General features: G+C 36.8%; 2 protein-coding genes and 3 pseudogenes. 3 read left to right on the top strand and 2 right to left on the bottom strand.

The window, feature by feature from the left end; all coding sequences use genetic code 11:
• Positions 1-242 precede the first annotated feature (242 nt).
• Entirely contained in the window at positions 243-1,595 is a 1,353-nt protein-coding gene (locus tag FC98_RS13415) for a hypothetical protein (protein ID WP_084989042.1), read from the top strand.
• 210 nt (positions 1,596-1,805) lie between these two features.
• Here FC98_RS13415 and FC98_RS15270 read toward each other — a convergent pair whose 3' ends face one another.
• Positions 1,806-1,967 carry a hypothetical protein gene (locus FC98_RS15270; RefSeq protein ID WP_235803650.1) on the bottom strand — a complete coding sequence of 54 codons (162 nt, stop codon included), beginning with the start codon at positions 1,965-1,967 and terminating at the stop codon, positions 1,806-1,808.
• A 120-nt stretch (positions 1,968-2,087) separates the two neighbouring features.
• On the opposite strand from FC98_RS15270, the pseudogene FC98_RS14495 reads away from it, so the two are divergent.
• Together FC98_RS14495 and FC98_RS14915 are read left to right on the top strand one after the other, a co-directional pair.
• Positions 2,088-2,872, top strand: a pseudogene (locus tag FC98_RS14495) (IS5 family transposase).
• Positions 2,871-3,464, top strand: a pseudogene (locus FC98_RS14915) (transposase); the annotation flags it as partial. The pseudogenes FC98_RS14495 and FC98_RS14915, both read left to right, overlap by 2 nt.
• A gap of 688 nt (positions 3,465-4,152) precedes the next feature.
• Here FC98_RS14915 and FC98_RS15265 read toward each other — a convergent pair.
• Positions 4,153-4,451, bottom strand: a pseudogene (locus FC98_RS15265) (hypothetical protein); the annotation flags it as partial.

Raw genomic sequence — 4,451 nt, 5'->3', positions numbered from 1 at the left:
GAATATTCAATATTGGCATATTTAAAGTAGTTCAGTTAGATTAATGAAAATTGTTGGTACTAATGTTGCTTGAATAATTAATCATGATAAAAAATTAGTGCTTTTAATGTTAAATATCACTCAGTATAGAAGCAATATTTTTGTCTATCGATACTTATTTTAAAAGTAACTAGCACCACATATATTTACTGAATAATGTTATCGTATATAGTATTATGTAATGAATAGAGAGGAATAATTATATGAGAAGAACATTAATAATCGTATTACTTACGGTGGTATCATTGACAACAGGAAAATTATTAACTACACCCCCCGTTTATGCAACTTCTGAAAAAATAGAGAGTGTTGAATCTTATTCTCATAAGCAGTCAATGCTAGTTTCAAGCAATCGGCATACATACGTTTGGAATGTTAAACATACCAAAGTTGAATATGATTTAAGAGAGCATCCAACAATTAATTTGTATGCAACCAAGAAAGTTTCATTGTCATTAAATTCTAGTCCTGCAGAAAATTACTACTACGTTCAAAATTATACACATAAGATTCATGGCTATGTCTTGGCAAAACTTTTAATTGCGGGTCGTTACATAAAAGGTGGATATTATAGCTATCCGACTAAGGGAATATTATTATCTACAATTTCTTATCCTGATGATACAAACAAAGCAGGGGCTCAATCAGCTTATCCTTTGAATGGTTGGAAAACATCTTCATCATTAAGGCCATTTGCAAGGATGCCTTCTATTAAGCAAATGATTACTGTTCTTAAATTCTTTAACAACAATAGTAAAAATCATAATTTATCTATTGGATTACGTTGGCGGTCTAACCCTGGTGTCAGAATTGTATTCAAAACAATTAATCAGCCACACGTTACAGTCAGAATGCCGGTCCTTCAATTATATGCAGGCAGTAAAGAAGATCCTTATTGGGATACTCGTGCCAATTTTTGGGAAGCAAGTGACTTAGTTAAATCTAAAGCAATTCCAACTACCAATTTTGGGAAAGAAAGTTATTTTGCAGTTAATTATGGTCTGGAGTATCGTTTTCCTGATACTTCAGCTCAGCATTCCTTACAGACTTATTTGCGTGACATGGAACAAATCAAACGAATTTATAGTAGCGGACTAGGGGCTAATCATAATTTATCACTGGTAGACTTAAATGGTTGGCTAAGATATGTAGTTACTGATGACATATTTTATATCCCAGCGAATAAGCCTGTCTTAAAAGATGATATTTGGTATGGAACGCAGGATCCATCATCGCCCCTTGGGGAAAAATGGATTATTCAAAGACAACGGACTTTACTAAAAAGTTTGAATCCAACCATTTCTAATATTTATCGACGGATTTTTAACAATGGATTCACTCAATTTCAATATCAAAATGGTAAATGGCAACAGCAATTTGAAGTGAGTCTACAAGATAGTACTTCTCCAGATGTCGCAGTGAGGTTGTATACACCGTCTAGTCCTGTATCCGATCTAGAACAGCCATATACAATGATTCCACCAACCTCAGAAGCAACTAAAGCTTTATTGTACAAGCCCACTAGCTATTTCGAAAAAATACTTTCAAATCGATAATTATTAGTTTTCCATACAATAATATTTGATAAAATTGTTATGCAGTCTCTTTAACGGCATGATTCCGGTATTCTTTCGGGGGTCATGCCGTTAAGTGTTTTTTGTCGTCGTTCTTGGTTATACCAATCAATGCAGTTCTGAATTGCAGTGATCATCTCAATTTGAGATAAGGGTTGCACAAACGCAAAAAGGCTCCGTTTCTATGTGACTCTAGAAGCTTTCCATTGGACTATTGTCTCCTGGAGTTCCTAGCCTAGACATACTATGAATGATGCCTATACCAGCTAACGCCGTATTATATCGTCCGGATGTATAACTTGATCCCTGGTCGCTATGGATCAAACCGCGCTTTACACCATGATTATTCTTAATGGCCGCTTTGAATGTGCTGGTGACCAGATCGGTAGTTTCTGTTAAAACCTGTTTAGAGTCTTACAAAGGCCCGAATAATTTGCTACAATCTTGATAAAAAAAGCGATGAGACCTACTTTGATGACTAACTACCTTAATCAAATCTCCCGTCACCAGTTTGAAATGATTCGACCGGAACTCGAAGCCGCCAAAACGCACCGCTCCTCGAACCCAAGATCTCTATCAAGTCTTTAATGCATTGCTTTATCTACTAAAATCTGGGTGTCAGTGGCGTCAATTACCTCACCATTTCCCCAAATGGTCCACGGTTTATTACTATTACCGAATCTGGTCAGCCAAAGGTCCCGGCTTTCAAGAATCTTTATTGGAACAGGTTTTAAAAAATTGTCTTTACCTTACGATCCCAACAGGATCGCTCGGCGCTAACCTCATTTATTATCGTTGACGCTCAGAGTGTTAAAAATACCGAAACTGCCGAGAATAAGGGCTATGATGCCGGTGAGAAAATTTCCGGAATTAAGCGGCATCTAGCAGTGGATATCAACGACTTCCCGCAAGCCATTCATTTAACGCGGGCCAATGTTTCTGACCGTGACGGGGCCAGTGCCATGTTAGCCTTAAACGCCGAAAACTTACGCCGAGTTCAAAGCGTATTGGTTGATGGTGGTTACAGTGGCCGCAATTTTGCCATGGATGTCCAGCTTAATTTAAAAGCGACCACCCAAGTCGCCAAACGAAATGAGTTACATAAATTTGAAGTGTTGCCACAACGCTGGATCATTGAACGCTCGTTTAGCTGGTTGGAAAAATATCGTCGGCTCTGGAAAAATTGTGAACGACAGCTGCACACCAGTACAACGATGGTAACTTTAGCATTTATCTCAGTTTTCATACGCCGCTTTTAACTCAAACAGTTTCTTAGTCCGGCTAAAAGCCAACCGGCAACTAGCTCGTTTAGCAGAAAATTTTATCCAAATTGGCGATGATCAACTGTGGGCAGAAACCGAAATTCACTACCACACCACCACCTATCAAGCCGGCTCCTGGGATCAGCCGCGAAAAATTTATATCAAGTCCACTCGTTTCACCGGCGAATTATTATTCCGACACGAATATTTAGTGACTAATTTTACCGAATTAACCGCTGAGACAGCTTTTGAAGCTTATCACCAACGGGGAAAGATGGAAAACTATATTAAGGAAGCTAAAGCTGGCTTTTACTTTGATAAAACGGATAGTTCGAGTTTTGTCGCCAATCATGCCCGCATGATTTTAAGCCTGTTAGCTTATAACCTGGTTAGCTTTTTGAAACAGCTCTTACCGGCCGCCCAAGTCGGCTTATCGGTTGACACATTGCGCTTACGGCTGTTTAAAATTGCTGGAAAAGTCGTGCATAGTGGCCGCAAAATCCAGCTGAAATTAAGTTCCCATCATGTTTATCGAAACTTATTTTATCAATTGCTAGCTCGAATTCAAGCCTTAAGTTGGTCATTATGACGCATTGATGGATTAGCCAATTAAAAAAAGATTCCTTTAACACCAAGGGATGCGCCCAAAATTTAGAAAAGTCCCGTTAAGTTACCCCAAGAATGACCGCAGTATCAGTAAAGTGATCATTAAGGTCAAAAACAACCAACCATTTTAACGGCTTCGTTAAAATGGTTAGCTATTTTGAAGCTATGAATAATTCGGGATAAAATTTTGATTTCCATAATCTTAAAGCTTTTGAAAATCATTAATCTTTAAGAGACAATTTCGTAAAATTTGTATTAATATTGTTAACCCCGGTTTTTCAAAGAATCCCAGATGATTAAACATAAAATACATAAGGTAACAATCAAAGGAAGATAAAATGAACTAAAGAATTCATTAAAATTAGGGTACACCAAATTCACTATTATTAACATGTAGATTATCATTGCTGCAACGACTATCCAATTATTCAATCTAGAGATCCATAAAGTTGCAATGCAGAAAAGGCATAGAAAAAAGCCAAATTCTGCTAAATAATACAAAAATTTTCCACTTAAATCTTTCTGAATAGTAAAATATGCATGATCTGAAAACCAAAAATCCACACTGCTACTTAAAGGTGAATATATTAATAACAAAGTGAACAGGCTTAGTACCAAGACATTAATTCCATGAAATTTGGTGGTTAAAAATTGTTTCACAATTGCACCTCCTAATATCTAACACTTGCGACATCTTTAGGTTTCTTTACGAAGTAAGTTTGCATTTTATGTGGACTGATAAACCAAAAGCCGGGTCTCTGCTTTACAGCTTTATGATGTGTTCCACGCCAATAGGCAAGATAAACGTATTTTGAGCAATAACTTGGATTTTCTTTATATAAATTCCAAGTTATTTTATATTTTGGATTATGTTTCTTATACATGTGGTGATATGCATAAGAAACAGCCTCTTTTCTGTATCTTTCATTAGCTGGTCTGTAAGAAGCTGTCCAAGATCTATGATTTTTGA

The organism is Lentilactobacillus kisonensis DSM 19906 = JCM 15041 (genome assembly GCF_001434135.1).
GTDB lineage: Bacteria > Bacillota > Bacilli > Lactobacillales > Lactobacillaceae > Lentilactobacillus > Lentilactobacillus kisonensis.
This window is presented reverse-complemented; position numbering and strand designations above follow the sequence as displayed.